This window comes from Chryseobacterium sp. MA9 (genome assembly GCF_024399315.1).
Lineage (GTDB): Bacteria > Bacteroidota > Bacteroidia > Flavobacteriales > Weeksellaceae > Chryseobacterium.
In genome coordinates, this window is record NZ_CP075170.1 from 4,291,204 (window position 1) to 4,315,093 (window position 23,890).

Consider the following 23,890-nt stretch of genomic DNA (forward strand, 5'->3'; position numbering starts at 1 on the left):
TATTTAAACTTTAATGTTTGTTTTATGGTCTTGCTGATCTGCCATACACCTGGAAGTTGAAAACAAAAGTTTTGTTTCTCAACGAGATCACCTGGCCGTACCCTGGGTAATTGTATGGGAAATAAGGATCTCTTGCAAAAGCAGCTCTTGAAGGAACAATAATTACTCCTTGTAAATTATATGGTGATCCGCTAGAGTAGTCTTTGAATGCTTTAAATTTCTGCATCGCCTCACTAAACCCTTCGATCTCGTAGTAACTTCTTTTTTTTGCAACATCAGTAGTTGCATTTTTGATCAATGGATCTTCTTTGCCCTCTACATCAGAAATATAATAGAATTTAGGGTCAATTGCAGGGATTCCGGTTCCGTTTATTGTATTCATGAAATCTGTAGCAGCAGTAAATGAAGATTTTCCATCTGTATTAATTGCCAGATAAGTAGTAGCTTTCATCATTACAGTAAGAATATCGGTACTTGTAATTGTTTGTTCTGGTGTGGGATTAACAGGCTGCGCTCCATCCCTTATAATATAAATTGTTCCTGAAGGAAGCGTCTTATAATCAAGTTCAGATAACTTCTTTTCGTTATCATCCGCAGTATCCGTAGAACTGAAAGCCTTTATATTACCTTGTGCATCCAGATAATTCTCATCCATGAATTTCTTAATGGCTTGATCATCATACGTGTTTTGTGTAGTAATGTCTTCCGGTTCTACATAGGGTGACACATCATCATCTTTCTTACAAGCAGAAAAACACAAAGATCCTGCAAGGATATATAAAAATATTTTTTTCATTTCAAAAAACTTTAATTACTTTACAAATAATATAACGGCAAAAGTATAAAAAATTATGAGAATAGATAAATTTTTATGGAGCATTCGTTTTTATAAGACGAGAAGTATTGCAGCAGAGGAGATTAAAAAGAACAGAGTTTCTATAGGAACGTCTGCCGTAAAGTCATCTAAAGAGGTAAAAGAAGGAGATACTATTAAAATCCGTAAGAATCAGATTGATTATAAAATAAAAATAATTCAGATTCCTAAAAGCAGAATAGGAGCCAAATTAGTCCCGCTTCACATCCAGGATGTTACAGATAAAGAACAGTACGAGCTATTGAAACTTCGTAAAATGTCACAGGATTATTACAGAAACAAAGGAGAGGGAAGACCTACCAAAAAAGACAGACGAGAGATGGATGATTATGTGGGAAATGATATCGCTTCTGATTTTACAGACTGGGATGATTTCTTTGGAGAAACAAATAATGAAGAAGAAAACGAAGATTAAAATAAAAATAAAAAAGCTCTAGAGATAGAGCTTTTCTATTATTTCGTTCACAATATCTTCCGGTTCTCTGGAATCTGTACCTACAGTGAATTGAGCCTTACTGTAAAACTGATTTCTTTCAAATAAATGTTTAGCGATGAATTCCGGGAGGTCTTCATCAGATATATTGGCAATAAGCGGTCTTTTTTCTTTCTGTTTTGAAAGCCTTTCGACCAATGTTCCTACAGAGCTTCTTAAAAAAACACTTTTGGAATTATGATTGATGATCTCCATATTATTGTAATAAACAGGAGTTCCTCCACCAAGACTTAAAACTACATTTTCTTCCGAAGCCAATATCTCTTCCAGGGCCTCTCTTTCCAGCTTTCTAAAGTAAATCTCTCCCTTCTTTTCAAAAATTTCCGGGATGGTTAATTTATTTTTTCTGGAAATCTCTTTATCGAGATCAATCAATTTAAAATCGATTTTTTCGCTTAATATTTTGGAAATGTGAGATTTGCCACTTCCCATGTATCCGATCAATGAAATTACCATGAATTTTTTTTAAACAAATTTGCGAAAAAGTTTTGAGATAAAGAAAAAAGTCATATCTTTGCACCACTTAAAACAAGGGACATTACTTAAATGAAAACTTGATAAGTAAGTGACCGACTCGGTAGCTCAGCTGGTAGAGCAATACACTTTTAATGTATGGGTCCTGGGTTCGAATCCCAGCCGGGTCACAAGCAATAAAAATTACTAAATTTTGTAATTTTATTGCCTGCGTGGTGAAATTGGTAGACACGCCATCTTGAGGGGGTGGTTTCCTAAGGATGTGCTGGTTCGAGTCCAGTCGCAGGCACTGCAAAGAAAATTTATAATTAATATTGAAATTTATTTCATTTTAATTGTGGCCGACTCGGTAGCTCAGCTGGTAGAGCAATACACTTTTAATGTATGGGTCCTGGGTTCGAATCCCAGCCGGGTCACAAGTTTACTGAAAAGTAAATTTTTTTCATATTAATATTTTGTGATTTGGTGTTTCAAAGGCTTCCTTCAGGAGGCCTTTGATTTTTGTATTTAATCATCTAATGATGTCTGCAGGAATTTCATAATGGGTTTTGAACTCTTTGCCTGTTATTTCTTACAATAGAAAGTGACATTGTTGTAAATATTGTAACAGGGATGTTCTTTGTTATATTATCCTTCTCTCCTGCAATTATTTGGTTGATTCTTATTCCAATAAATCAAAAAAACTCTGACATTGCCATCAGAGTTCTTGTTTTATAAAGAATATATGTATTTTATATTAATCCAAATGCATGTTGTCTATCAACCTTACACCATCTACAACCACTACAATAAAGGCTCTGAATTTTCTGTCCTTATAGAAGAAATCAGTTTCTTGTAGAGTGTTTTCATCGGCAATCAGAAAGTATTCCAGCTTCATTCCCTGCTGGTTATCAAAAATATCTGTTACCCTTTCCTTTATTTCCGGTATTGTAACGGTTCTGAACCAGTCGTTTACCTTTTTTAAAGTTTCATAAATGATTTTAGAAGCTTCTTTTCGGTCTTCATGAAGTCTCTGGTTTCTTGAGCTTAATGCCAATCCGTTTTCTGCCCTGTAGATAGGAACTCCTGATATCTTAACGGGAAGATGTTTTTTATCTACCATCTTTTTAATAATAGCAAGCTGCTGAAAGTCTTTTTCTCCAAAATAAGCATTATCGGGCTGTATCTGTCTGAAAAGCTCTTCTACAACAGTTCCTACACCGTCAAAATGTCCCGGTCTGGATTTTCCTTCCATCTCATTTTCCAATCCATCAAAATCATAGTGCTGGCTTTCAGTTTTCTCCGGGTAGATATCTGCTACCTCAGGGATGTAAACAGCATCTACAAGGCCTGAAGTTTGAAGAATAAGAATATCTCTGTTAACATCTCGTGGGTATTTTTCAAGATCTTCAGAATTGTTAAATTGGGTTGGATTTACAAAAATTGAAGAAATTACAAGGTCATTTTCTTTTCTTGCCTCTTCATACAGAGAAAGATGGCCTTTATGTAAAGCTCCCATAGTAGGTGCAAAGCCAATTCTTTTCCCCATTTCTTTCTGTCTTTCAATGAAATCCTGAAGGACTTTCCTGTTTTTTATAACTTCCATAGTTTATTTTAATGCTATTTCAAAAATAGTAAAAATATCGTATAATAATATGCACTTTTAATAATTTGGAAAAGGGAATTTTCGTAAAAAAATGTTAATTAAAATAATGTTGGATGTTTTTTTGTAATTTTGCACATTAAAGCATTTTTACAAAAATTAGATAGAAAGTTTATGCCGAATCAAAAAATACTGTACATTACTACAGAGATGTATCCATATCAGGAAGATACCAATATGGCTGCAGTGGTAAACAAAATGGCACTTAAGATGCACAATGAAGGCAATGATGTAAGAGTTTTTATGCCAAGATTTGGACAAATAAGTGAGAGGAAATTCCAGCTTCATGAGGTGATCCGTCTTTCAGGAATGAATATTATTATCAATGACCTGGACCAGCCTCTTATCATTAAAGTAGCGTCTCTTCCGGGGGAAAGACTTCAGGTTTACTTTATTGACAACGAAGAATACTTCAAAAGAAAACAATACTATTTTGACGATGAAGGAAATCCTTTCGAAGACAACGACGAAAGAGCTATTTTCTTTGCCAGAGGAGTTATTGAAACTATTAAGAAACTGAATTGGGTGCCGGATGTAATCCATTTGAATGGATGGATGGCTTCTTTTGTCCCAATTTATCTTAAAACTTACTACGAATCAGATACTTATTTCAAAGACGCGAAAATTGTACTTTCTCTCTACAATGAGAAAGATACGGACCTGGATAAAAAGATCGCCGAAAAACTACAGTTTGATAATATTTCAGGATTAAAAGCGTTAGATAACCCAACAATCAAAAGTTTTGTTATCGAAAGTATGAACTATGTAAATGCTATTGTGAAAGGTGACGAGTTTCTGGATGAAGACCTGGATAAGGCTTTCAATGAAACCGCTACTGAGAAGTCGGAATATCTTGACATAGATTCTATAAATCAACTTTATTAAAAACACATTTTTAATGACTCATAATCTTAAAAGGACCTTCGCCATGCTTTTATTGGCGATTTTCGGAAGTACAATCCTTTATAACTGTGAACCGGATCCGGATTCTCTTGGTGAACAGTTGTTCAATGATGATGCAGCACAAGGTAATGAAATTGCATATCCAGTTATCGCATACAATTATGACAACAATGATTCAATCAGAAGTGATGCTGCCAGATTAATCAGCGGACTGAGCGAAACAGGGGCAGTCTCTACTGTTGGTGTTCTTGGAGCTTTTACTGAAAGTCAGTTTGGAATGCAGAGAGCCTCTTATGTTACTCAGCTAAGAATGCCGGTTGATAATTATGACTTTAATGGAGCCAATCCAAAAGTAGACTCCGTTGTTCTTGTAGTGAGACCACCGGTGAATACCGCTTCTAATACCTATTTCTTTGAAAGTGACTCCATAAAAACAAATACATTTGAGAAAAGTGATTTTCCGGTAGATGGAGTGGCTACAGCCGTTTCAATTGAGAAGAAAACATATCCTGTTCGTAAATACGGTAAAATAGGTGGCGCTTCAAAATCAATGAAAATTAATGTACACGAAGTAACTACGTTCTTAGATTCAAATGATGATAAGTTCAAACGTTCCAATGCGGGTACAAGTATAAGTACTGGTGAGTTATTAGGATCAGGAGTGTTTGATGGTAACATTAATTCTATATCTGTTACCAAGAAATCTGATAATTCAGTTGTATTTACAGGGAATCTTGGTTTCAGAATGAAACTTAGCAATACAAACTTTTTCCAGACCCATATTCTTGATAAAAAAGGAAAACCTGAACTTCAGGATGCTTCTAACTTTATCAGATATTTTAAAGGAATAAAAATTTCTGTGGATGAAACGGATAGATATCTTTATCAGTTCTCTCCTAATGACCTTCAGCTTATCATGTATTATAAATATGATAAAACAGAAAACGGAACAACAACAAGGCCGCAAACAAATCTTGCTTTCAACCTAGGAGGTGCTAATGCTCATATCGGACTTTATGAATATAACAATGCCGGGACTCCTGCGGACAATGCAGTAGCAGCAAGCAATTCTTCTGTAGGTGATGAAAAGCTGTATATTCAGGGAATGGGTGGTCCTTCTGTAGTAATGAAAATTCAGGATGAGACCATTGCAAAACTTAGGAAGCTCTATGTCGAAAATAAAGCAGGTATTTTAAGTGCTAAGATAAGAGTATACGTAGATCCTTTAAGCTGGAAGAATACAAACTCAACGGAAGACCGTAGATTTACAATTTTAACGAATCCATTGGTTAGTAATACTATTGATTTCTCAAAATTAGCTTATACCTCAGACTTGTCAACAGGACTTGGGCTATATAATTATAATAAGGATAAAGATTACTATGACATTGTAGTAACAAAAACAGTCAAGGATCTTGTTGAAGAAGCAAAAGATGCTGATGGGAAGTTAATTGTTAATAAACCATTGGTAATCAGTGCTGGAACATTTGCAGCAAATGCTACAGGAACCCTTTTAGGAGTTCGTAATACAACAAGAGCATTTGATATGAACAGAATTATTCTTACAGGTATAGATAAAGCGAATACCAATCCAAAAAGAATCCAGCTGCTGGTGACTTACGCGACGAAAAAATAAAATACAATAAATACAAAATACACTAGACAAAATATAATATGTGCGGAATAGTAGGATATACAGGTTTTCAAGACGCTTACGAAATTGTAATTAATGGTCTTAGAAGATTAGAATATAGAGGGTATGACAGTGCCGGAATTGTTTTAGAAGGTTCAAACAATAAGCTTGAAGTAGAAAAAACAAAAGGTAAGGTTGAGGATTTGGTGAATATTTCGAAAGAATTAAAAGGGAAATATAAAATTGGAATGGGGCACACGCGTTGGGCAACCCACGGAGTTCCAAGTGATAGAAACTCCCATCCGCACTTGTCAAACAATGGAAAAATAGCAGTTGTACATAATGGTATTATTGAAAACTATGATACTATTAAAACAATGCTTACGGAAAAAGGATTTACTTTCAAATCAGAAACTGATACAGAAGTATTGGTAAACCTTTTCCAGTATTTTATGGATATTAATCCTGAAACTGATTTCCCGACTGCAGTAAGATATGCATTGAATGAAGTATATGGAGCCTATGCAATCACTGTACTTCATGAAGATTATCCTGGAGTATTGGTAGTAGGAAGATTAGGTTCTCCTCTTGCTATCGGAATCGGAGACAAAGAATATTTTATTGCATCTGATGCTTCTCCTTTCGTAGAATTTACAAAAGAAGCTATTTACCTTGAAGAAGGGCATATGGCAACAATCTCTCTTGAAAATGGAGTAGATATCAGAACTATCAATGAAAACTCTAAAATTGAGCCGGAAATTCAGGAGCTTAAAATGAGCCTGGAGCAGATCGAAAAAGGTGGATACGAGCATTTCATGCTTAAAGAAATCTTTGAACAGCCTAAGTCTGTACACGATACAATGAGAGGGAGACTTCTTGTAGATGAAGGAGTAATTAAAATGGCAGGGATCTGGGATCATGTTGAAAAGTTTAAAAATGCCAACAGAATTATTATTATTGCTTGTGGTACTTCATGGCATGCTGGTCTTATCGGAGAATACTTGATTGAAGAATATGCAAGAATTCCTGTTGAAGTAGAATACGCATCAGAATTCAGATACAGAAATCCAATCATTACTGATAAAGATGTGGTGATTGCCATTTCTCAGTCCGGAGAAACAGCTGATACGATGGCTGCTTTAAAGCTGGCAAAAGAAAAAGGTGCATTTATATATGGTATATGTAATGTTGTAGATTCTTCAATTGCAAGAATTACTGATGCTGGTTCGTATACACATGCCGGTCCGGAAATCGGGGTTGCTTCTACAAAAGCATTTACGGCACAGCTTACTATTCTTACTTTAATCGCATTTAAATTAGGAAAACACAACGGAAACTTAGGAAACGCTGAATTTATGAGCTTAATTGCTGAGCTTGATGCTATCCCTAAGAAAATAGAAGATGTGTTGAATACGACCCACGAGCTGACTCAAAATATTGCAAAAGACTTTGTGAAGGCTACAAACTTCCTTTATTTAGGAAGAGGATACAATTATCCGGCTGCCCTTGAGGGAGCATTAAAATTAAAAGAAATTTCTTACATCCATGCAGAAGGATACCCGGCTGCAGAAATGAAGCACGGTCCAATTGCCCTGATCGACGAAAACATGCCAATTGTAATTATAGCACCTAAAAAAGGACACTATGATAAAATTGTAAGTAATGTTCAGGAAATTAAAGCGAGAAAAGGTAAAATTATCGCTGTAGTAAATAAAGGAGACCGTCAGGTGAGTGAAATGGCAGATTATGTTATTGAAATCCCTGAAACTTCAGAATGTTTCTCACCTATCGTTGCTTCCGTACCTCTGCAACTGCTTGCTTATTACATTGCAGTATATAGAGGGGCAAACGTAGATCAACCGAGAAACCTTGCAAAATCTGTTACCGTGGAATAAAAAGTAGTTGTAAATAAAATAAATTTAGATTTCTTCCGTTATTTCAAAAAAAATCTTAAAAGTTTCTTAAAAAAATTATATATTTACGGCTTAATTATAAAAATTAACATGAAAAGGATATTTCTTTTATTATTGTCTGCGTCGGTAGCATCGGTATCTTGTTCAGGTGGTGGCAGCTCTTCTGTAGGGAAGCCAGGAACAAAAGGAGAATTGATACCAAGAGAAAAAACTAAATCATTTGTTGCGGAAAGACCATACGGAATGGTTGCAATTCCTGCAGGTTCATTTGTTGCTGGTTTAGCAGACCAGGATCCAACAAATACTCCTGAAAAAGCAGCATTGAAGACAGTTACTGTTTCTTCTTTCTTCATGGATGAAGCAGAGACTACCAACTCGGAGTACAGAGTATTTATCAACTATGTAAGAGACTCTATTGCGAGAACTTTACTTGCTGAAGCTGCCGGAGAAGGTGGTGATGAAGGCGGACGTAAAGGAGCTAGCATAGGGGATTATGCATACCTTGCTAAAAAAGAAGAAAATTTAACACCTTATCAAGAATATATGGAAGGCCAGGGCGGCCGAGAAGACGGAAGTTATGATGCCAGCAAAAGATTAGATTGGAAAATTCCTTTGCACTGGAGCACAACAAAATATCCGGATGTAGAATACGCAGAAGTTTTAGAATCTATGTATCTACCTTCTTCTTCCAGAATTGGAAACGAAAGAATTTTAGATGTAAGCAAGCTTAAATATACTTACCGTTGGGGAGATATGGACGCTGCGGTTGCAGATAACGAAAGAGGAGCTAATTACCTGAAAAGCGAAAGTATCGCGATCTATCCTGATACTACAGTTTGGGTAAAAGATTTCCACTTTGCTTACAATGAGCCATTGTTTGAACAGTATTTCTGGCACAAGGCTTACAAAGACTATCCTGTTGTTGGGGTAACCTGGGATCAGGCAAGGGCTTATTGTAACTTCAGATCTAAATTGAAAACAGATTACAACGAAAGTTTAAAAAGAAAAAAACAAAGACCATTAGAATTCCGTCTTCCAACAGAGACAGAATGGGAATATGCTGCCAGAGGAGGAATGCAAAATGCTACTTATCCTTGGGGTGGTCCATATTTAATGGATGACAGAGGTTGTTACCTTGCTAACTTCAAACCGAAGAGAGGTAACTACATGGAAGATGAGAAAAAAGGTACTTATACATATACAGCTCCAGTTAAGAAATTTAAGAAAAATGGGTTTGGGTTATTTGATATGGCTGGAAACGTTTCTGAATGGACATTATCTTCGTTTAACAATTCATCAGCTGGATTCACTTCTACATTAAATCCTTCTACTAAGGATAAAAAAGATACGAAGAAATCTGTAAGAGGTGGATCTTGGAAAGATATAGGATATGCACTAATGACAGGTGCTAGAGATTGGGAAAGAAAAGATTCTGCAAGAAGCTATATCGGATTTAGAACTGTACAGGATATTCCTGAAGCAGCTGTTAAACCAAGAAGAGTTAACAGAAATTAATCAGACAATTTTTCAATAACAATTTTATTTAACATTAAAAAAACTAACTCAATATGTTTAAGACTAAAGATGCTTGGATGAATTTCTTTTATTCATTCGGTGCTGCAATTGTAATTCTTGGAGCTTGGCTTAAAATTACTCACATTACCTTGGGACCAATTAACGGTAATATCGCTCTTACCGTGGGACTTATTACTGAGGCGATTATCTTTATCATTTTTGCATTTGACCCTCCAAAATCTGAAGAGTCTTATGCTTGGGAAAATGTTTATCCTGAATTATTAGATAAGCATGCTAATCCTAATCCATTACACTCTAATGTATCTTCTAGAAATAACAATGCTGCAGCTCAATTTGCTGAATTAGAAAATTCTCTTTCTACCAAATTGGATAAAATGCTTGAGGACGCTAGATTGGATGTTCAATTATTTGAAAGATTAAGAACAGGAATTGATAAATTCTCAAACTCTGTTGATCAGATCAATCAAACAGTTGACGTATCTGCTTCTACTCATAAATATAATGATCAATTAAATAAAGCTGCTCAGCATATGGAAAGCATGAATGCTCTTTATGCAATGCAACTTGAAAGCGGTAAAAAACAATCTGAATTTGCTAATAAATATGTAGCAGATATGCAGAAATCTGCAGAGCAATCTGAGAAATTCAATCAAGAGCTACAAGGTTTAACTTCTAATCTTAATAACTTAAATAGAGTTTATGGTGGTATGCTAACTGCTATGAAGTCTTAATTCCTAACCATTTCTAAATTTAACTACTTAATCAAAAAACAAAGAAAAGAGAATGGCACAAGGAAAACAGACCCCTCGTCAGAAGATGATCAACCTGATGTATTTGGTGTTCATCGCGATGATGGCCCTAAATATTGATGCAGAAATCATCAGATCATACTATGACTCTACCAGAGCATTGAATGAAACCAGAACTTTAACAGAAAAAAAGAACGAGAAGATCTTTGAAAGAACGCTGGAAGCTAAGGCTCAGCAAGTTCCGGATACCTACGCACAGCCTTGGGCTCAGTACAAAGTATTGAAAACCAAAATTGATGCATTGGTGAAATCTGCTCAGGATGTTAAAGATTTGTTGAAAAAACAATCTGAATTTCATGATAAAGATCCTAAAACAGGAAAAGATATTGATGTAAGTGAAAACTTTGCTGCACTTAACAACAACGAAGCAACTACTGAATATTTCTTCAAAGAAGGAGATGAAAATACTCCATCAAAGAATGCATTAGATCTGAAAGCTAAAATAGATGACGTAAGAAACTACATCAATACTACTTTTGGAAGCAATGGCCAGTTACAGGATTTAGTGGCAAGAGCTAACAAGTCTCTTATTGCGGAGTATCCTAAAGGAACATCTCCAAATGAAAAGACTTGGTTCCAGAATAAATTTTATCATCAGCCGCTAATTGCTGCAATATCTAACCTGGAGATTATCCAAAATGATGCCAGAAACGTTCAGTCTGATGCATTAGCATTATTACTTCAGGAAAAAGTAGATGCGAATATTAAATTCTCAAGCTACGAGCCTATCGTTTCAGGTCCGGTTGATATCCAGGCAGGAAAACAAGCTGAAGTAAAAGTAATGTTAGGAACTTATTCTAACAGTAATAAGATCAGCATCTCTGGTGTAAGCAGAGTAGAGAATGGTAAAGGTATTACTCAAATTTCAGGTTCTGGAATTGGTGAACATAAATTAGGAGGTACTATTACATTAACAGATGCTTCAGGGAAGCCACAATCTTTCCCTTGGACACATACTTATAATGTAATTGCAGGACCAAGAGAAGTAAAACTTGAAAAAGGACTATTACTTTCTGCAGACAAAATGAATGTAATGTATAGAGGACTTGAGAACCCTGTTTCAGGATCAATCTTAGGTGCAGACAATTCTAAACTTTCATTATCTGCTGCAGGAGCTACTGTGAAAGGTAAAGGTCCGGGTAAATGGGATGTAACTCCTACTACAGGAAATGTAGTTAAGTTAACATTATCAGGAACAGATCCATATGGTAAGACAGTTTCTCAGGTATTTGAATACAGAATTAAGAATATTCCTAGACCTCAGGGTCAGATCAGAGGTAAGGCTGTAAACTTTATGCCGGCAGGTTCTATACCTAATCAGATTGTATCAGCTACTTTACCTGACTTTGACTTCCCTGTTTCATTTACTGTAAATAGCTTCATTATCAAGCTGCCAGGTAAGGCAGGTACTCTGATTCAAGGTAGTTCATTATCAGGAGCAGAAGGTATGCTTAGAAACCTAAGACCTGGTGATGTAGTGCAGATCTATGATATTCAGGCTACGGCTACAGGGCTTGGAAACCAGAGACTTAAGGAGATTTCACCTGTAATTATTAATGTACAATAAGGTTAATTTGTAAAATCATATTATGAAAAAATATATTAGCACCCTTTTAGTTTTAGTTTCGGGATTCGCATTTTCCCAGACTATTCTGAATGCTGCTTCTCCCGAGGAATTTAGACAAATGAGATCTGAATCAATGAGAAAAGCAGGGGATACTGTTATCAGCAATAAAGTAAAGCCTCTTGAATATGGTTTCGTTGATGACAAGGATATTTACAAAAGTATGTTTGTCTGGGAAATCATTGATATGAATGATAAGATCAACCAGCCATTCTATTATGACAATCCGGATGGTCTTCTTTCAAGTTCTACAAGATCTTTATATCAGTTATTACTTGATGGAGCTCTTAAAGGAGATATTAAGGAAGTTTATGATGACGAAAACTTTGTGACAAGACTTTCACCTGAAGCCATTCAGAAAAGATTGGAAAGTATAAGACTTGACGAAGAAGCAATCGATATTCTTAACTCTGGAAGAACACTTACAGAAGACGAGAAAAAAAGATTAACAGATATCATCAGAACAACTACTGATAAAGTGAAAGTTCTTAAAGTGATGGGTATGTGGTTTATCGATAAGAGAGATGGTCAAATGAAATACAGACCTTTAGGTATCGCAGCTATGGGACCAGATCCTACATCTGTTGGAAGAATTGGTCCTGACGGTCAGCCTTTAGCTGGTGCTGATGAATTGATCGACCTATTCTGGATTTATTATCCAAGTGCTCGTGATATTTTAGCAAACAATTATGTTTTCAATAGAAAAAATTCTTCTGCTGACCTATCTTTTGATGATATCATCAATGCAAGAAGATTCTCTTCTATTATCTATAAGTCTTCAAGCGGCTTAGGAGATGGTACGATCAAAGACTATATTCCTAAAAATGCTGAAGAACAGCTGGAAGAAAGCGATAGAATCAAATCACAGATTCTTGACATGGAAAATGATATGTGGAATTACTAGATTTCACTTGATATTTATAGAAAACCTGAGTATTTTTACTCAGGTTTTTTTATTATGAGAAATGTAGATTATATTATTGTAGGAGACGGATATGCAGGGCTTTTCCTGGCTCATCAACTAATTATGAACAATAAGTCGTTTGTGATTTTTTCTGAAGGAAGAAAAAGTGCTTCACAGATTTCGGCCGGAATTATTAATCCTGTTGTTCTTAAAAAGTTTACCACATTCTGGAAAGCACAGGAACAAATAGACTTTCTTAAAGAGAGTCTTAAAGAAATAGAATCTTATACCGGAGAAAATTATCTTATCAATGCTCCCATTCATAGAATTTTTCATGATGAGAATGAACAGAATCTTTGGTTAAAGAAATCAGGAAATGAAGAATTATTGGCTTTTCTTGATAAAAATTTTGATCATTTAAATGGGGTAAAAAACGATTTTCAGACCGGAAAGGTGAATCAGTCTGCAAGACTCAATGTTAATAGGTTTTTTAGTGGTTTATTCAATTATTTGGAAAAAAACGATCATTTAGTAAAAGAAAGATTCGATTATGCCAAATTGAACCCTTCGGAATCGGTTTATAAAGATTTTTATTTCAAAAATATTATTTTCTGCGAAGGAATGGGAGTGAAAGATAATCCTTACTTTTCAGAAATTGCAGTAGTTCCCAACAAAGGACATCATATAAAAGTAAAACTTTCCCAACCAATTCCGGAGAATATCACCATTAAAAAGAAACATTTTTTATTTCCAACCGGAAACGGACTTTATTTTTATGGTGGAACTTACGACAGGGATCAGCTTCATCACCATATTGATGAATCAGCGGTCACTCAACTGGTCAATGGGCTTTCTGAATTTTATCCCTATGATTTTGAAGTCGAGGAAGTACATTTTGGCTTTCGTCCTACTGTAAAAGACAGAAGGCCAATCATCGGAAGACATGAAACGTGGGGCACTTTGTATGTTTTTAATGGAATGGGGGCCCGGGGTATTCTGAATGGATGTTATTTCTCACGCGATTTATTCCGTTTCATTGAAAACGATATCCCTTTGCATGAAGAAGTGTCATCAAAAAGGTTTCAATAGTATATCTTAGTTAGAGATTCAAAACCACAAAACTTATGGACGTAAATGTATTAGGTATCATTGCCGGTTTTCTTACTTCGGTTTCGATGATTCCGCAGCTTGTAAAGGTGATCAAAGAAAAGAATGTGGAAGATATTTCTCTGGTCATGCTTCTGGTTCTTATTTCGGGACTTTCGCTGTGGGTCTGGTACGGGATAAAAAAAGACGAACTGCCTATTATTTTATCCAATGGATTTGCCGTTCTGGTCAATATCAGCCTTCTTGTCTGTTATTTTATTTACAATAAAAAGAAATAAAATCTAACACAAAAAAAGACGCCTCAGAAATGAAGCGTCTTTGTTTTTTTATTTAAGTGAAATACGATTATTGAAGAACAAATTTAGCTAAAGGAGCCATTCTTGCTTTGTTTAAAGTAAGCGTATTTCCATTTACAGAGTAGTTATCTGCAGCAAGGACTGCTTTTGTAAACTGGTTTTCAATATCCAGATCTTCACAAGCCATCATCGTAGACATTCCCTGATTGAATTTTATTCTCATGATTTCAGGTTTGATCTCGAAAGTTCCTCCAAATCCGTTACATCCGGCATGGCCTTCATATCTCATTCCATCCATATTAAGTTTGAAATGAGGATTGTTTTTAGGGTTTTTAAGATCAATCGGTTTCCCGTTAAGCTCTGTTAGTTTCCATGTTTTTCCAGTAATATCATTAGTCGCTTTCTGTGCGTTTTGTGTTTTACATGAAACAACAAGAAATGTTGCGATAACAAGTGCCGATAAATAATAATATAAACTTTTCATAATGCTTATTTTTTTAGTTGAATGCTATTCCTTATGCTAATACGATGCCATTTTTGCCGGTCCAGACTCTTTTTTTGCCTGTTTAAGATGGAACAGTACCATGTCTACATTCTTTTTAAGGAAAGTTATATTCCCCTTAATATCAGAATATTGATACTCTTCATTGGAGGCCGTATACTCAGGTAAGGCATCACTTTTTTTAAGGTCAAAAGTTTTACCGTTTAAATGTATTGTTGCGGTATTTTTAGTGTTGTTGATGGTTACTTCTATCTTTTCTCCATAGCTGTCAACATACACATCTTTGAAAATTTCGTCTGTGTTTTCGGGGGTAGCAGCGGTAATGGTTTCAGCTTCTTTTCCGGGATGTTTACACGCTGTTAGGGAAAGAATAGTCAATCCCAAAAGGATTGGTGTTAATAATTTTTTCATAGTGATAAGTGATTTTAAAGTGTTTCATGAATTATGATATTAATACTATATAAATTTACAAATATTTTTAATAAATATATGTTAATTTTACATAAAGTAACAGTAATTTTAAATTTGCGCTATTTTAACTCACTGTTTTTTGAAACATTATTCACAAAACTGAAAGTAATAATTATTGTAGAAAAGTAGGGATAATGGTTGTTAACGCTGGATTTTTAAGCATCTTATTTTCAATAGCATAAAGTGCTTTTTTTTCATTTCTCATTTGTTGTGTAAATTTTCGGCAAAAATAATTCAAAAAGAAGAGAGTAACAATAAGTAAATGTTAATAATTCTAATTTATGATAAAGTTTAGGTTAGAGTATAGAAATTTTCAAAATAGAGTATCAAGTCACTTAAATGTTCAAAAACGCAACAACTTTAAAATTAAAATTTCCTTAAATCAACAAAAATGGCTTAATTTTTGAAAATTGAAACCTGCACAGATGAGATATCAGGATTGCCCGAATTATGCTTGAATAAAAGAGAAATTTAATATTTATTACCTTTTCACATTCAGGTATTTTAAAGAAGAGTTAAATTTTGTTAATCCATGATGATAATATCATAATCTGGGTGTACATTTGCAACTTCAAAATGAGAAACTTTATAGTATACTTTTTAACCGGTCTTTTTCTGCTCTTTGTAGTAGAAAGCAGACTCAACGTTAAAACTCTTCGAAATGACTATTCAGGTCATGTTTCTCATCATCTGCCGAAAAGAGCCAACCGTCTTAATCAGACTTTTGAAAAACTCTCCGTTCAGCAGATGGCCGATACCGTAGACAATTCCACATTAGAACTTGCTGAAAATGATTTCCAGCTGTCTGATGTATGGCAGGCTATTGTTGTTTTTGCAGGAGTTTTCAGCCTGGTTTATATTTTTGGATTAAAAAGCCATAAAAGGTTTAGACCTGATATTCATGGCTTTATTCTTGGCTTTGCCACCAAAAGATTTATTCTTATCCGTTCCATTAGAATTTAAAATTTCATCGATCTATTCATTTTCTGCCTGATTCCGGGTAGAAAACTTTGCGTTGTGTATGCTGGTAATCATCACATCGTAACCTCTTTTATTACCGTTTTTATTTCTATCAAAACATTAACGATTTATATAAACTCTAGAATTATGATAAAGAGAGTTGCTTCGGGAATTGCGCTGAGTGCCCTTCTATTGGCGGTTGGCTGCAATAAGAAAAAAGAAGAAAAAGAAGAAGTTACCGTATATCCGGTTACATCTCCTGTAGTAATGGACACTGTAATCAACAAAGAATACGTAGCCCAGATTCAATCTGTAAAAAACATTGAAGTAAGGGCTCAGGAAAAAGGTTTCCTGGAAAAAATCTTTGTAGATGAAGGACAATACGTACAGGCAGGACAGACATTGTTCCGAATTATGCCTAAACTGTATCAGGCAGAACTGTTAAAAGCAAAAGCAGAGGTAGAACAGGCTTCTATCGAACTGAAAAATGCAAGTACATTAGCAGGAAACAATATTGTTTCTAAAAATGAAAAAGCAATGGCAAAAGCCAAGCTGGATGCTGCTAATGCTGAAATGAAACTGGCTCAGATCCATCTTTCATTTACTGATATCAAAGCACCGTTCTCAGGTGTTATCAACAGAATTCCTTTGAAACTGGGAAGTCTTGTAGATGAAGGTGATTTGCTGACTTCATTGTCAGATAACACAAGTATCTATACTTATTTTAACGTTTCAGAACCGGAATATTTAAGTTATCAGACTCACGCTGCAGATAGAGGAAGCAATCAGGTATCCCTGATCACAGCGAACGGAGAAACCTATTCGCAGAAAGGTGAAATCCAAACCATAGAAGGAGAATTTGATAACGAAACAGGGAATATTGCCTTCCGTGCCAAGTTCCCAAATCCTGATAAGCTTTTGAGAAATGGAGAAACAGGGAAAATACAGATGTCAATGCCTGTTCATAATGCATTAATTATTCCTCAGAAAGCTACTTATGAAATTCAGGATCAGAAATACGTATTTGTCGTTGATAAAAACGGAGTAACGAAATCCCGAAATATCAAAATAGCTTATGAACTTCCGGATCTTTATGTAGTAGGTTCAGGAATATCGAAAGGAGATCAGATCCTTTTGGAAGGAGTTCAGAAAGTGAAGGATGATCAAAAGGTGAAAACAAAATTCCAGGATCCTAAGAAAGTTCTTCAATCATTGAAATTAAAAGCAGAGTAGTGGTCTCTAAAATGAAGTAGTATGTTTAAGAAATTCATTCGCAGACCAGTTCTGTCTATAGTAATCTCATTGATTATTGTATTTTTAGGGATTTTGTCACTGGTAAAACTTCCCGTGACTCAGTTCCCATCCATTTCTCCGCCTAAAGTAAATATTACCGCAGAATATCCCGGAGCTAACAACGAACTGTTGATTAAATCTGTAGTTATTCCTTTAGAAAGAGGATTAAACGGAGTTCCGGGTATGAAATATATGACCTCGGATGCCGGAAATGATGGGGAAGCTTCCATTCAGATCGTATTTGATCTGGGAACAGATCCCAACGTAGCTGCAGTAAACGTTCAGAACCGTGTATCTTCAGTAGTGAATAAACTGCCGCCTCTCGTAGTACGTGAAGGGGTAAAGATCACTCGTGAGGAGCCTAACATGTTGATGTATATTAACTTGTACAGTGATGATCCTAAAGCTGACCAGAAATTCCTTTTCAACTATGCAGATATCAACGTAATGTCTGAATTGAGAAGGGTAAGCGGTGTTGGTTTTGCCGATATCCTGGGAACCCGTGAATATGCAATGCGTATCTGGCTTAAACCGGATAGATTAACAGCTTATAATATTTCAGCTGATGAAGTAATGGAATCTCTGAATGAGCAGAGTTTGGAGGCTTCTCCGGGTAAAACAGGAGAAAGTTCAGGAAAACGCTCTCAGTCATTTGAATATGTATTAAAATATCCGGGTCGTTTCAACAATGAAAAAGATTATGGAAACATTATCCTAAAAGCAAAACCGGATGGTGAATCTGTAAGACTGAAGGATGTTGCAGACATAGAATTCGGAAGTTCCATGTATGATATTTATTCTACATTAAATGGAAAGCCTTCTGCGGCAATTACGGTAAAACAATCCTATGGATCTAATGCAAGCGACGTTATCAAAAACGTAAAAGCATTGATGAAGGATCTTGAAAAAAATAACTTCCCTAAAGGAATGCATTACGACATCAGTTATGACGTTTCCAGATTCCTGGATGCCTCTATGGAGAAAGTAATTCATACCTTGTTTGAAGCTTTTATTTTGGTTGCTATTGTGGTATTTCTATTTCTTGGAGACTGGCGTTCAACCTTGATTCCGGCACTAGCTGTTCCGGTTTCATTAGTAGGAACATTTGCGGTGATGTCCGCATTTGGAATTACCCTGAATATGATTTCGCTCTTTGCCCTGGTAATGGCGATCGGGGTTGTAGTAGATGATGCGATTGTAGTAATTGAAGCTGTACACGCTAAGATGGAAGAAAAACATCTTTCCCCATTGAAGGCAACAGAAGAGGCAATGCATGAGATCAGTGGAGCAATTATCGCAATTACATTGGTAATGGCATCCGTATTTATTCCGATTGCATTTATGTCCGGACCTGTAGGAGTATTTTACCGTCAGTTCTCTATTACAATGGCTTCGTCTATTATCTTGTCTGGAGTTGTGGCACTTACTTTAACACCTGCATTATGTGCATTGATCTTAAGAAATAACCACGGAAAACCTAAAAAGAAGACTCCGGTTACGATTTTCCTTGATAAATTCAATAATATCTTTACAAAAGGAGCAGGGAAATATGAGAAGATGCTGAATAAAACAGTGACGAAGAAAACAATCACATTGCCGTTACTTTTAGCATTTTGTGCCTGTACATTTTTCCTGAGTAATTCTTTGCCATCAGGATTTATTCCGGCTGAAGATCAGGGGATGATCTATGCCATTATCCAGACTCCTCCAGGATCTACATTAGAAAGAACTAATCAGATTGCTAAAGAACTTTTAAGAGAATCTGAAGATATTGACGGCGTGCAGTCTGTTTCATCCCTGGCAGGATATGAGATTTTGACAGAAGGTACCGGATCCAACTCAGGAACCTGTCTGATCAACCTTAAAAGTTGGGAAGAACGTAAAGAATCTGCCACGGAGATCATAGAAAAACTGGAAGAAAAAGCTAAAAATATTCCGGGAGCCAATATAGAATTCTTCCAACCACCTTCCGTTCCTGGATATGGAGCTGCCGGAGGATTTGAACTTCGTCTGCTGGATAAAGCGGGAAGTGGAGACTATCATAAAATGGAGCAGGTAAGTAATGACTTTGTGAAAGAGCTTAAGAAGCGTCCGGAACTGGGATCGGCATTTACATTCTATTCCGCGAGTTTTCCACAATATATGCTTAAGATTGACAATGATCTTGCAGAACAAAAAGGAGTAACCATTGAAAAAGCGATGGACAACTTATCTACACTGATCGGGTCCAATTATGAGACGAGTTTCATCCGTTTTGACAGACCTTATAAGGTAATTGTTCAGGCAGGGCCTCAATACCGTGCTTTACCAACGGATCTGTTGAAACTGTATGTTAAAAATGATAAAGATCAAATGGTTCCTTACTCAGACTTCATGAGATTGGAAAAGGTATATGGACTGTCTGAGATCACAAGACACAATATGTATAACTCTGCAGAGGTGAGTGGAACTCCGGCAGCTGGATATAGTAGTGGACAGGCGATTAAGGCTATTCAGGAAGTTGCAGATAAAACACTTCCAAGAGGTTTTGGTATTGACTGGGCGGGTATTTCCAAAGACGAAGTAAGCCGTGGAAATGAAGCGGTATTTATCTTTCTGGTATGTTTAGGATTCGTTTATCTGATTCTTTCTGCACAATATGAGAGCTTCATCCTTCCGCTTCCGGTAATTTTATCCCTTCCGGTAGGTATTTTCGGAGCATTTTTATGCTTAAAGCTTTTAGGATTGGAAAACAACATTTATGCACAGGTGGCCATGGTCATGCTCATCGGACTCTTAGGTAAAAATGCGGTGTTGATTGTCGAGTTTGCCGTACAGAAAAAAGCAGAAGAAGGAATTCCTGTAGCAAAAGCAGCTATTGAAGGAGCAGCAATCCGTTTCCGTCCGATTCTAATGACATCGTTTGCATTCATTGCGGGATTGATTCCATTGGTAATCGCCACAGGGCCGGGAGCAATCGGTAACAGGACAATTGGTACTGCTGCGGCAGGAGGGATGTTGATCGGAACCATTTTCGGATTGATGATTATCCCTGGATTGTATTACATCTTCGGAACGATTGCAGACAAGTCCAGACTGGCAAAATATGAAGAAGAGAATCCTTTAACAGAACAAACTGAACCTTACGAACATGATGGAAAATTTGAAGACTAAAAATATAATCACAGCCATTGCCTTATCGCTTGTACTCGCAAGCTGTAAGGCGCCGATGGCGACTGTCATAAAAGACGAGGTAAAAGAAAATATTCCTCAGAACTTTAATCAGGAAGAGCAGCAGGATGCCAATAACAATAGCGGAACAACTCCATGGAGACAGTTCTTTACGGATCCAAACCTGGTAACGCTGATTGAAACTGCTTTAAAAAATAATCAGGAACTATTAATTACCCTTCAGGAGATTGAAATTGCGAAAAGTGGTGTTTTAGCTAAAAAAGGAAGACTTACACCAACTGTTTCAGCAGGAATAGGAGCCGGACTAAAAAAAGCAGGACGTTATACCAGTGAAGGGGCTGGAGATGCTACTACAGAAATAGAGCCTGGAAAAGAAATGCCGGATCCACTTGGGAATTTTGAAGCAGGATTAAATGCAAGCTGGGAAATTGATATCTGGAAAAAACTCAGAACCGAAAAGGAATCTGCAGTTGCCCATTATCTTTCTACCGTAGAAGGCAAAAACTTTGTCCTGTCTAATCTTATTGAAGAAGTTGCTGATAATTATTATGAATTGCTGGCTCTTGATAATCAGTTGGATATCATACAGCAGTATATCAAGCTTCAGCAAAGAGCATTGGAAATTTCCAAAATTCAGAAAGAAGCTGCAGCTGCAACGGAACTGGCAGTGAAGAAATTTGAAGCAGAATTGGCGAAATCTAAGGCTGCAGAATATACAATCCGCCAGCAGATCACTGAGAAAGAAAACGGAATCAATGCGCTGTTGGGAAGATATCCACAGCCCATCGTGAGAACAAAGGAAAACTTTATGTCTACGATTCCTCCAACAGTGTATACAGGAATTCCATCTCAGCTACTGGCAAACCGTCCTGATATCAAGCAGGCAGAACTGGAATTAAAAGCTTCAAAGCTGGATGTAGAAGCAGCCAGAAAAGAGTTTTATCCCTCTCTGGAAATTTCTGCTACATTAGGACTGGAAGCTTTCAAACCTTCCTATCTTGTTAAATTACCTGAATCAATTGCTTACAATCTTGCAGGCGAATTAGCGGGACCACTGATTAACAAAAGTGCGATAAAAGCTAATTTCCAGGCTGCAGATGCAAAACAGGTTCAAGCGTTGTACGAATATGATAAAACTATTTTGAACGCTTATCTGGATGTTGCCAATCTGATGTCGAAGGTTAAAAATATAGATCAGTATTATCAACTGAAATCTCAGGAAACTAAAGCCCTGGATCAGTCTATTGATATTGCCAACCAGTTATTCCGTAATTCCAGAGCAGATTATCTTGAAGTTCTTTTGAACCAGAGAGATGCTTTGGATGCTAAAATGGAACTTATTGAGGCAAAACAGAAACAGCTCAGCACAGTAGTTGACATCTATAAAAGTTTAGGTGGAGGCTGGAAATAAAACATCATAATTCTATCAATAAACAGTTAATGTTTTTTGGAAGGGTCAATTCTTTTGAGTTGGCCCTTTTTTATTTTTTATACGACAAGTTTTGTCGCTGTACAAAGTTAATATTGCAACAGAATAAGATAAAACTAATATTATATAAAGGAGATTTAATAATAAATAGTATGATTTACAGCATACCACATTAAAATAATTTTCATGTCTTAAAAAGTGTTAAATTCGCGAAGTTTTAAGAAACTAATTACTAACTCAAAAAAACAACAACACGGGAATGAAAAAAATCTATCTCGGAGCGCTAAGTTTATGCGCTATTCTGAGTATCTCTGCTCAGGAAGTGGTGTGGCAGAAAGACATCAAATCCTCTACTCAGGATTTTCTAAGCCAAGTTATCACAACAATCGACCAGCAATATCTTATCACGGGAAGCTCTATCCAAAGCGATAAGCAGCAAGCTTCAGGCAGCAAGCAAAATAATGGTTACGATTTTCATCTTGTAAAACTAAATCAACAAGGAAATGAAGTCTGGGAAAAATATTTCTCAGGACAAAACCATGATTACTTATCAGCAACAGTTACCACGCAGGATGGTGGATTTCTTTTAGCCGGAACCTCTTATTCAGGAAAAGGATTAGATAAAAAAGAAGATTCTAAAGGAGGATCAGATATCTGGCTGATCAGAATCAACGAATTCGGAGATGAATTGTGGCAGAAAACTTTAGGAAGTTCTTCAGACGAAGAATCAAGAGCTGTGATCCAAACTACTGATTTAGGATTCTTTGTTGCCGGAAATGTACAGAATTCTTCAAAAGGCTACGGCTCTAAAGATGTCTTAATTACCAGAATCGATAAAAACGGAAAAGAGCTCTCCCAATTAATCTTAGGCGGAAAAGGGTTAGACGAAGTGGAGAAAATGATTCCAACGAAAGATGGAGGAGCATTATTGGGAATTTATTCGAGAAGTTCTGAAGTAAAGGCGGGAAGCGGGAAGATGGAGGCTGGAAGTAGTATGAAGAACGACTCTTATTCCAAAGACAGCAGCAACTTCGGCGAAGGCGACTATTGGATCGTAAAGCTTGACAAAAACGGAAAAGTAGAATGGGAAAAGAACTTTGGAGGTAAGGGGGATGATCATATCAGAACTCTGGCTTTAACTTCAAATGGTTTCATCATTGGAGGAGAATCAAGATCCGAAAGATCAGGAAACAAAACGGTTGGATTGGAAGAAGGAACTGACCTTTGGTTGATTTCATTAAACGAAAGAGGCGATGAACAGTGGCAGAAGTCTTACAATTTTAAGAACCGTGATATCCTGATGGGGATGAGCGTAATTCATTCTGCGGATGATAAATCTTCCAAAGGAATTTTATTAGGAGGCTATACCCAGGCTGAAGGAAGAATAGAAACCGATGATGAAACCTTCTGGATGTTATATCTTGACCAAAATGGAAATGAACAGTGGAGAAAACATGTGAAAGGAGAATCCAGACAAAAAGAAGAGAGACTTTCTGATTTGAAACTAAACAGAGATGGTTCTATTGTTCTGGCAGGAACCAGCGCAGAAGAACTGGGTAAAGAAAACTGGAAGATAATCAAACTGGGAGACAAGCAGGTGGATCAGTTAATTGAAAAATATGATATCAAGATTTATCCAAATCCTGTATCTGATTATGCTTATGTAGAAATTGGCTTTGATTTTAAGGATGCAGATATTCTTTTGTATGATATGTCTGGAAGGCAGCTTCAGAATCTGAAAACCAAGAACAGAGTGACAAAGATTAATACGCAGGCTTTGGTTCAGGGAGCTTATCTGATTACTATAAAAACTGATACTAACAAAATGGCGAATGCAAAACTGATAAAAAAATAAC

Annotated in this window: 20 protein-coding genes and 3 tRNA genes; 18 read left to right on the plus strand and 5 right to left on the minus strand. The window is 36.3% G+C overall.

Features of this window, described 5'->3' with window-relative positions:
- Positions 1-22: 22 nt before the first annotated feature.
- Entirely contained in the window at positions 23-796 is a 774-nt protein-coding gene (locus tag KIK00_RS19685; RefSeq protein ID WP_255813981.1) for a TrkA C-terminal domain-containing protein, read from the minus strand.
- Positions 797-851: 55 nt separating this feature from the next.
- Between KIK00_RS19685 and KIK00_RS19690 the strand changes: the two genes are divergently transcribed.
- Positions 852-1,289 carry an RNA-binding S4 domain-containing protein gene (locus tag KIK00_RS19690; RefSeq protein ID WP_255813982.1) on the plus strand — a complete coding sequence of 146 codons (438 nt, stop codon included), beginning with the start codon at positions 852-854 and terminating at the stop codon, positions 1,287-1,289.
- A gap of 18 nt (positions 1,290-1,307) precedes the next feature.
- On the opposite strand, the gene KIK00_RS19695 is transcribed toward KIK00_RS19690, so the two are convergent.
- Positions 1,308-1,823, minus strand: coding sequence for a shikimate kinase (locus KIK00_RS19695; RefSeq protein WP_255813983.1), 516 nt, complete (start codon positions 1,821-1,823; stop codon positions 1,308-1,310).
- A 115-nt stretch (positions 1,824-1,938) separates the two neighbouring features.
- Here KIK00_RS19695 and KIK00_RS19700 point away from each other — a divergent pair.
- The 3 genes from KIK00_RS19700 to KIK00_RS19710 all read left to right on the plus strand — a co-directional run bounded on the left by KIK00_RS19700 (position 1,939) and on the right by KIK00_RS19710 (position 2,257).
- Positions 1,939-2,011 (plus strand) — tRNA-Lys (locus KIK00_RS19700).
- A gap of 36 nt (positions 2,012-2,047) precedes the next feature.
- Positions 2,048-2,130: transfer RNA gene (locus KIK00_RS19705), tRNA-Leu, on the plus strand.
- A gap of 54 nt (positions 2,131-2,184) precedes the next feature.
- Positions 2,185-2,257: transfer RNA gene (locus KIK00_RS19710), tRNA-Lys, on the plus strand.
- Between the two features lie 320 nt (positions 2,258-2,577).
- Here KIK00_RS19710 and panC read toward each other — a convergent pair.
- On the minus strand, positions 2,578-3,426 hold the full coding sequence (gene panC / locus KIK00_RS19715; protein ID WP_255813984.1) for a pantoate--beta-alanine ligase: 849 nt from the start codon (positions 3,424-3,426) through the stop codon (positions 2,578-2,580).
- 171 nt (positions 3,427-3,597) lie between these two features.
- On the opposite strand from panC, the gene KIK00_RS19720 reads away from it, so the two are divergent.
- The 9 genes from KIK00_RS19720 to KIK00_RS19760 all read left to right on the plus strand — a co-directional run bounded on the left by KIK00_RS19720 (position 3,598) and on the right by KIK00_RS19760 (position 14,190).
- The gene (locus KIK00_RS19720; protein WP_255813985.1) at positions 3,598-4,368 is read left to right on the plus strand and encodes a glycogen/starch synthase; all 771 of its coding nucleotides are present in this window, start codon (positions 3,598-3,600) and stop codon (positions 4,366-4,368) included.
- A gap of 13 nt (positions 4,369-4,381) precedes the next feature.
- Entirely contained in the window at positions 4,382-6,022 is a 1,641-nt protein-coding gene (locus KIK00_RS19725; protein WP_255813986.1) for a DUF4270 family protein, read from the plus strand.
- 38 nt (positions 6,023-6,060) lie between these two features.
- On the plus strand, positions 6,061-7,914 hold the full coding sequence (gene glmS, locus KIK00_RS19730) for a glutamine--fructose-6-phosphate transaminase (isomerizing) (RefSeq protein WP_255813987.1): 1,854 nt from the start codon (positions 6,061-6,063) through the stop codon (positions 7,912-7,914).
- Between the two features lie 108 nt (positions 7,915-8,022).
- Entirely contained in the window at positions 8,023-9,447 is a 1,425-nt protein-coding gene (gldK, locus tag KIK00_RS19735) for a gliding motility lipoprotein GldK (protein WP_047424201.1), read from the plus strand.
- Positions 9,448-9,500: 53 nt separating this feature from the next.
- Entirely contained in the window at positions 9,501-10,199 is a 699-nt protein-coding gene (gene gldL / locus KIK00_RS19740) for a gliding motility protein GldL (RefSeq protein ID WP_047377858.1), read from the plus strand.
- Between the two features lie 52 nt (positions 10,200-10,251).
- Complete coding sequence (locus KIK00_RS19745) at positions 10,252-11,844, plus strand: GldM family protein (RefSeq protein ID WP_255813990.1); 1,593 nt, start codon at positions 10,252-10,254, stop codon at positions 11,842-11,844.
- Between the two features lie 22 nt (positions 11,845-11,866).
- Positions 11,867-12,805 carry a gliding motility protein GldN gene (gene gldN, locus KIK00_RS19750; RefSeq protein WP_255813991.1) on the plus strand — a complete coding sequence of 313 codons (939 nt, stop codon included), beginning with the start codon at positions 11,867-11,869 and terminating at the stop codon, positions 12,803-12,805.
- 54 nt (positions 12,806-12,859) lie between these two features.
- Positions 12,860-13,894, plus strand: a complete 1,035-nt coding sequence (locus KIK00_RS19755) for an FAD-binding oxidoreductase (RefSeq protein WP_255813992.1) — start codon at positions 12,860-12,862, stop codon at positions 13,892-13,894.
- A gap of 35 nt (positions 13,895-13,929) precedes the next feature.
- On the plus strand, positions 13,930-14,190 hold the full coding sequence (locus KIK00_RS19760) for a SemiSWEET transporter (RefSeq protein WP_255813993.1): 261 nt from the start codon (positions 13,930-13,932) through the stop codon (positions 14,188-14,190).
- A gap of 67 nt (positions 14,191-14,257) precedes the next feature.
- Here KIK00_RS19760 and KIK00_RS19765 read toward each other — a convergent pair whose 3' ends face one another.
- Positions 14,258-14,692: an META domain-containing protein gene (locus KIK00_RS19765; protein ID WP_255813995.1), complete on the minus strand. Its 435-nt coding sequence runs from the start codon at positions 14,690-14,692 to the stop codon at positions 14,258-14,260.
- A 36-nt stretch (positions 14,693-14,728) separates the two neighbouring features.
- Positions 14,729-15,121, minus strand: a complete 393-nt coding sequence (locus KIK00_RS19770; protein ID WP_047377864.1) for a multicopper oxidase domain-containing protein — start codon at positions 15,119-15,121, stop codon at positions 14,729-14,731.
- A gap of 636 nt (positions 15,122-15,757) precedes the next feature.
- Here KIK00_RS19770 and KIK00_RS19775 point away from each other — a divergent pair.
- From KIK00_RS19775 to KIK00_RS19795, 5 genes are all read left to right on the plus strand, one after another.
- Positions 15,758-16,144, plus strand: coding sequence for a hypothetical protein (locus KIK00_RS19775; protein WP_047377865.1), 387 nt, complete (start codon positions 15,758-15,760; stop codon positions 16,142-16,144).
- A gap of 147 nt (positions 16,145-16,291) precedes the next feature.
- Positions 16,292-17,374, plus strand: coding sequence for an efflux RND transporter periplasmic adaptor subunit (locus tag KIK00_RS19780; RefSeq protein WP_047377896.1), 1,083 nt, complete (start codon positions 16,292-16,294; stop codon positions 17,372-17,374).
- A gap of 21 nt (positions 17,375-17,395) precedes the next feature.
- Positions 17,396-20,587, plus strand: a complete 3,192-nt coding sequence (locus tag KIK00_RS19785; protein WP_255813996.1) for an efflux RND transporter permease subunit — start codon at positions 17,396-17,398, stop codon at positions 20,585-20,587.
- The gene (locus tag KIK00_RS19790; protein WP_370647754.1) at positions 20,568-22,016 is read left to right on the plus strand and encodes a TolC family protein; all 1,449 of its coding nucleotides are present in this window, start codon (positions 20,568-20,570) and stop codon (positions 22,014-22,016) included. The genes KIK00_RS19785 and KIK00_RS19790 overlap by 20 nt, the downstream gene beginning before the upstream one ends.
- 277 nt (positions 22,017-22,293) lie before the next feature.
- Positions 22,294-23,889: a T9SS type A sorting domain-containing protein gene (locus KIK00_RS19795; protein WP_255813998.1), complete on the plus strand. Its 1,596-nt coding sequence runs from the start codon at positions 22,294-22,296 to the stop codon at positions 23,887-23,889.
- The last annotated feature ends 1 nt before the right edge of the window (position 23,890 follow it).

What these genes read in the sequence shown, in the direction of transcription:
- KIK00_RS19685 (WP_255813981.1), bottom strand. Translation starts at nt 796, where the DNA reads ATGAAAAAAATATTTTTATATATCCTTGCAGGATCTTTGTGTTTTTCT.
- KIK00_RS19690 (WP_255813982.1), top strand. Translation starts at nt 852, where the DNA reads ATGAGAATAGATAAATTTTTATGGAGCATTCGTTTTTATAAGACGAGA.
- KIK00_RS19695 (WP_255813983.1), bottom strand. Translation starts at nt 1,823, where the DNA reads ATGGTAATTTCATTGATCGGATACATGGGAAGTGGCAAATCTCACATT.
- panC (WP_255813984.1), bottom strand. Translation starts at nt 3,426, where the DNA reads ATGGAAGTTATAAAAAACAGGAAAGTCCTTCAGGATTTCATTGAAAGA.
- KIK00_RS19720 (WP_255813985.1), top strand. Translation starts at nt 3,598, where the DNA reads ATGCCGAATCAAAAAATACTGTACATTACTACAGAGATGTATCCATAT.
- KIK00_RS19725 (WP_255813986.1), top strand. Translation starts at nt 4,382, where the DNA reads ATGACTCATAATCTTAAAAGGACCTTCGCCATGCTTTTATTGGCGATT.
- glmS (WP_255813987.1), top strand. Translation starts at nt 6,061, where the DNA reads ATGTGCGGAATAGTAGGATATACAGGTTTTCAAGACGCTTACGAAATT.
- gldK (WP_047424201.1), top strand. Translation starts at nt 8,023, where the DNA reads ATGAAAAGGATATTTCTTTTATTATTGTCTGCGTCGGTAGCATCGGTA.
- gldL (WP_047377858.1), top strand. Translation starts at nt 9,501, where the DNA reads ATGTTTAAGACTAAAGATGCTTGGATGAATTTCTTTTATTCATTCGGT.
- KIK00_RS19745 (WP_255813990.1), top strand. Translation starts at nt 10,252, where the DNA reads ATGGCACAAGGAAAACAGACCCCTCGTCAGAAGATGATCAACCTGATG.
- gldN (WP_255813991.1), top strand. Translation starts at nt 11,867, where the DNA reads ATGAAAAAATATATTAGCACCCTTTTAGTTTTAGTTTCGGGATTCGCA.
- KIK00_RS19755 (WP_255813992.1), top strand. Translation starts at nt 12,860, where the DNA reads ATGAGAAATGTAGATTATATTATTGTAGGAGACGGATATGCAGGGCTT.
- KIK00_RS19760 (WP_255813993.1), top strand. Translation starts at nt 13,930, where the DNA reads ATGGACGTAAATGTATTAGGTATCATTGCCGGTTTTCTTACTTCGGTT.
- KIK00_RS19765 (WP_255813995.1), bottom strand. Translation starts at nt 14,692, where the DNA reads ATGAAAAGTTTATATTATTATTTATCGGCACTTGTTATCGCAACATTT.
- KIK00_RS19770 (WP_047377864.1), bottom strand. Translation starts at nt 15,121, where the DNA reads ATGAAAAAATTATTAACACCAATCCTTTTGGGATTGACTATTCTTTCC.
- KIK00_RS19775 (WP_047377865.1), top strand. Translation starts at nt 15,758, where the DNA reads ATGAGAAACTTTATAGTATACTTTTTAACCGGTCTTTTTCTGCTCTTT.
- KIK00_RS19785 (WP_255813996.1), top strand. Translation starts at nt 17,396, where the DNA reads ATGTTTAAGAAATTCATTCGCAGACCAGTTCTGTCTATAGTAATCTCA.
- KIK00_RS19790 (WP_370647754.1), top strand. Translation starts at nt 20,568, where the DNA reads ATGGAAAATTTGAAGACTAAAAATATAATCACAGCCATTGCCTTATCG.
- KIK00_RS19795 (WP_255813998.1), top strand. Translation starts at nt 22,294, where the DNA reads ATGAAAAAAATCTATCTCGGAGCGCTAAGTTTATGCGCTATTCTGAGT.